This window comes from Streptomyces sp. (assembly GCF_031178505.1).
In the GTDB taxonomy this organism is placed as follows: domain Bacteria; phylum Actinomycetota; class Actinomycetes; order Streptomycetales; family Streptomycetaceae; genus Streptomyces; species Streptomyces gulbargensis.
In genome coordinates this window covers 1-3,424 of the sequence record NZ_JAPSIW010000738.1, presented here as the reverse complement: position 1 = coordinate 3,424, position 3,424 = coordinate 1, and the positions used below count along the sequence as shown (strand labels likewise).

At 75.2% G+C, this 3,424-nt stretch carries 2 protein-coding genes; one reads left to right on the top strand and one right to left on the bottom strand.

The window, feature by feature from the left end; translation table 11 throughout:
- On the top strand, window positions 1–159 hold a 159-nt coding region (locus tag RIF68_RS31445; RefSeq protein WP_375165148.1), incomplete at its 5' end, for an alpha/beta fold hydrolase.
- Window positions 160–221: 62 nt separating this feature from the next.
- Here RIF68_RS31445 and RIF68_RS31440 read toward each other — a convergent pair.
- Window positions 222–3,098 carry a glycoside hydrolase family 3 C-terminal domain-containing protein gene (locus tag RIF68_RS31440; protein ID WP_309054666.1) on the bottom strand — a complete coding sequence of 959 codons (2,877 nt, stop codon included), beginning with the start codon at window positions 3,096–3,098 and terminating at the stop codon, window positions 222–224.
- Window positions 3,099–3,424: the final 326 nt, after the last annotated feature.

The window sequence follows — 3,424 nt, the reverse complement described above, 5'->3', positions numbered from 1 at the left end:
ACCGTCTTCCGGTCCGGTGAGACGGAGTTCGCCCGCGCGCACCCGGACGCCCGCGTCGAATTGATCCCACGGGCCCGGCATCTCGCGAACTTCGACGATCCGGACGCCTTCAGCGCGGCTGTCCGCCACTTCGCCCGGGAGCTCGCCGTTCGCGACTGAGGGCGCCGCCCGAGCGGCGTCCCGGGTCGGGCCCCGCGGGGCCGGACCCGGGACGCCCGTCCTCAGCCCGCGAAGGTGAGGTGGGCGAGGCGCAGGGGGCCGTGGAGCTCGGTGTGGAGATCCACGACGCCCTGGAGGGCGATCGGAGCGCCGAGCGTGCGGTAGGCGTAGGGGCCGCCCGTCGGGGGGACGGGGACGCGGGCCAGGACGGTGCCGTCGGGGAGGCACAGGGCGACCTCGCCCTCGCCGGCGACGCGGACGGCCACCTCCGTCACCCCGTCGCCGAAGTCGCAGGCACGGTGGACCAGCCGGCCGCCGGCCCCGGGCGAGAGCGGGGTCACCGCGTCGCCCGCGTGCTTGGCGCGGTCCACGATCGCCGTGCCGGACTGCTCGTCGTAGTCGGCCGCCTCCAGGCCCGCCGCCAGGACCGGACGCGGCCCCGGCGCCGTACCCGCCACCTCGACGCGGACCGTGCGGCGCAGGTCCGCGCTGGAGGCGCCGGCGTGGATCTCGTACGGGCCGGGTTCGACCGTCCAGCGGCCGTGTGCCACGTCCCAGTGGCCGAGAGACTCCAGCGGCACCGTGAAGGACAGTTCCGCGCCGGCGCCGGGTTCCAGGTGCACCCGCTCGTGGGCGAGGAGTTCGCGGTGCGGGCGCGGTACGGAGGGGGCGACCGCCCGGCCGTACACCTGGACCACCTCGTCGGAGGCGACGGCACCGGTGTTGGTGACCGCGCAGGAGATCCGGACCGTCTCGCCGTCGACCGCCGCCGTCAGCCCCTCGTACCCGAAGGCCGTGTACGACAGGCCGTGCCCGAACGGGAACAGGGGCGTGCCGTCGAAGTACAGGTACGTCTGCCTGCTGCCGATCACGTCGTAGTCGAGCATCCCCGGCAGGTCCGTGTCCGAGGCGTACCAGGTCTGCGGCAGCCGGCCGGCGGGGGAGACGTCTCCGGCGAGGACCCGCGCGAGCGCCGTGCCCGCCGCCTGGCCGCCGTGCGCCGTCCACAGCAGGGCGGGCAGGGAGGCGGCCGCCTCCGGCACGGCGTACGGGTAGGAGGAGACCAGGACGAGGACGGTACGCGGGTTGGCGGCGTGCGCGGCCCGCCACAGGCGCTCCTGGTGCGGCGGGAGCGCCAGCGTCGTGCGGTCCTCGGTCTCCCGGCCGCCGATGTGCGGGTCGTTGCCCGCGACCACGACCACGGTCTCCGCCCCCGCGGCGGCCCGGGCCACCACCTCCTCGCCCCGCTCGACCGTCTCGACGGTGAACACCTCGGCCGATTCCCGCCCGGCGGCAACCTTCACGCCGTCGGCGGCGACAGAGACGTAACCGCCCGTCCCGAGGTGCAGAAGGAGGTGGCCGCCGCCGTGGGCCTCGAGCCGGAACGTCTCCTGGACGACCCAGCCGCCGGGTTCGTCCGCCGACGCGCGCACAAGCCCGTCCCCGGCGACCGACAGGTACCGGCCGCCGGGCGCCCGCAGGGTCAGCACCCCGTCGCCCCAGTCGACCAGGTCGAGGACGGATCCCGTGGCGTCGGCCGTGAGCGGCGGGAGGTCGGTGCGGCCCGCCACGAGGGCCGGGTCGAGCGCCGCCTCCGCGCCGCGCGCCCCGTCCTCCGGCGCCGTTTCCGGGACCCGCAGCAGGTCACCGGAGGCGGTCCGCAACCGGATCCGGTCCACGCCCTCGGCGAAGTCCACCCGGTGCGCGCCGAACCGTTCCCGCAGGCCGTCCAGCGGGGAGGAGCGGTGGAGCAGGGAGCCGCTGTACCAGTCCAGTTTCACGGCGTCGCCGAGCAGGCCGACGACGGCGATCCGGCCGGCCGCCCCGTCCAGCGGCAGCACCGGCCGGCCGCCCTCCGGCGCGGCTCCGGTCTCCACGGGTTCGTTGCGGAGCAGGACGATCGCGGCCTCGGCGGCCTCGCGGGCCAGCTCCCGGTGCTCGGGCGTGTCGAACCGGTCCTCGTGCGCGTACGGATCGAGTTCCGGGTCGAACTCGCCCAGCCGGAACCGGACGGTCAGCTGCCGGCGTACCGCCCGGTCCACGTCCTCCTGGCCGATCAGCCCCCGCTCCAGGGCGCGGCGCAGCCGGCCGAGGACGATCGAGGAGTCCGTGCCGTGGTCCGTGAAGGAGTCGACCCCGGCGCGCAGAGCGGCCGCCACCGCCTCCTCGTGACTCGGGAAGTATCCCTGCGAGTCGGCCAGGTTGGACGGCGCGCCCGCGTCGGAACAGACCAGCAGCTCCTGGTCCGTCCAGCTCCGCAGCTCCGTCTCCAGGTGGGGCGAGAGGTGGTTGGGCCGCCCGTTGACGAGGTTGTACGCGGGCATGACACCGGCCACCGCGCCCGCCTCCACCGGACCGCGGAAGGCCCGGAGGTCGTACTCGCGCAGCACGCGCGGACGTACGGACGCCGAGGAGGTGTCCCGCGCCGCCTCGTTGTTGTGGGCGAGCCAGTGCTTGAGGACCGGCGCGGTGCGCCAGTGGACGGGGTGGTCGCCCCGCAGGCCCCGGGTGTACGCGGTGGCGATCGCGGAGGTCAGCAGCGGGTCCTCGGAGTAGCCCTCCTCGCCCCGCCCCCACAGGGGGTTGCGCAGCAGGTTGACGGTCGGCGCCCACACGTTGAGCCCGACCCGGTCGTCCTTGGCGCGCATCGCCCGCGCCTCCCGGGAGACCGCCTCGCCGACCCGGCGCACCAGCTCCGGGTGCCAGGTCGCGCCGAGACCGACGGCCTGCGGGAAGACGGTCGCGGGGCCCATCCAGGCCACACCGTGGAGAGCCTCCTGGCCGGTGCGGAAGGCGGCGACGCCGAGCCGTTCGACGGCGGGCGCGAACTGGTGGAGCAGCGCGAGGCGCTCCTCGGGGGTGAGCCGGCCGAGGAGGTCGTCGACGCGGCGGGGGACGGGGAGGGCCGGATCACGGAAGGGCGGCCGGTCTGCGGTCACGTGCGAATCCCTTGGACGGCGGGGTGGTGGGCGCGACGGAGGCCGGAGAATCCGACACCCTCGAAGCGCTTCGATGGTCGACTGGCACGCCTCGGGTGTCAAGGTGCGGACGAGTCTCTCTCTGTCTGCGGTGCCGCGTACGTGGGAGCGCCCAAAGGGCTACATAAGCCTGCCGTTCTCGGGAACGGCTCCTGTCGTACCCGCGATGTCGCCTTGTCCTCCCAGCGGAATCGAAGCGCTTCGATTGTGCGGGTGTGCGGCCCGCCCGCCCCACGCCGGTCGGCGCGTCACCGACGCACGGGCTCCCGGAGGGGCCGGGCGATGCC